This window comes from Alkalihalophilus lindianensis (genome assembly GCF_032843265.1).
In the GTDB taxonomy this organism is placed as follows: domain Bacteria; phylum Bacillota; class Bacilli; order Bacillales; family Bacillaceae_D; genus Alkalihalophilus; species Alkalihalophilus lindianensis.
In genome coordinates, this window is sequence record NZ_JAWJBA010000205.1 from 1 (window position 1) to 279 (window position 279).

1 protein-coding gene is annotated in these 279 nt (G+C 69.5%); it reads right to left on the reverse strand.

Annotated elements, in window-relative coordinates:
* Positions 1-47: 47 nt before the first annotated feature.
* Positions 48-279 (reverse strand): class I SAM-dependent methyltransferase (locus RYX56_RS26560; protein WP_317124063.1); only part of this gene is annotated, 232 nt, incomplete at its 5' end.

Genomic DNA, 279 nt, shown 5'->3' on the forward strand with positions numbered 1-279 from the left:
TCTGAAGAGACGTCAAGCGGCGCCTATGGACGCCGCCGTCCCCGGCGTCAACCGGCCGCGCCCTTCAGCAGGTAGTCTCGCGTCAGCGGCGTCCCGTCGCGCCGCTTGGCCAGCTGGATCTGGAAGACCATGTGGCCGCCGTGCCGGAAGCCCAGTTCCGCGCCCGCCAGGTAGAATTCCCACATCCGCCGGAAGCGGGCGTCGAACAGCGTCGGGATGTCGGGATCGGCCATGAAGCGCTGGCGCCAGATGCGGCAGGTCTCGGCGTAGTGCAGGCGC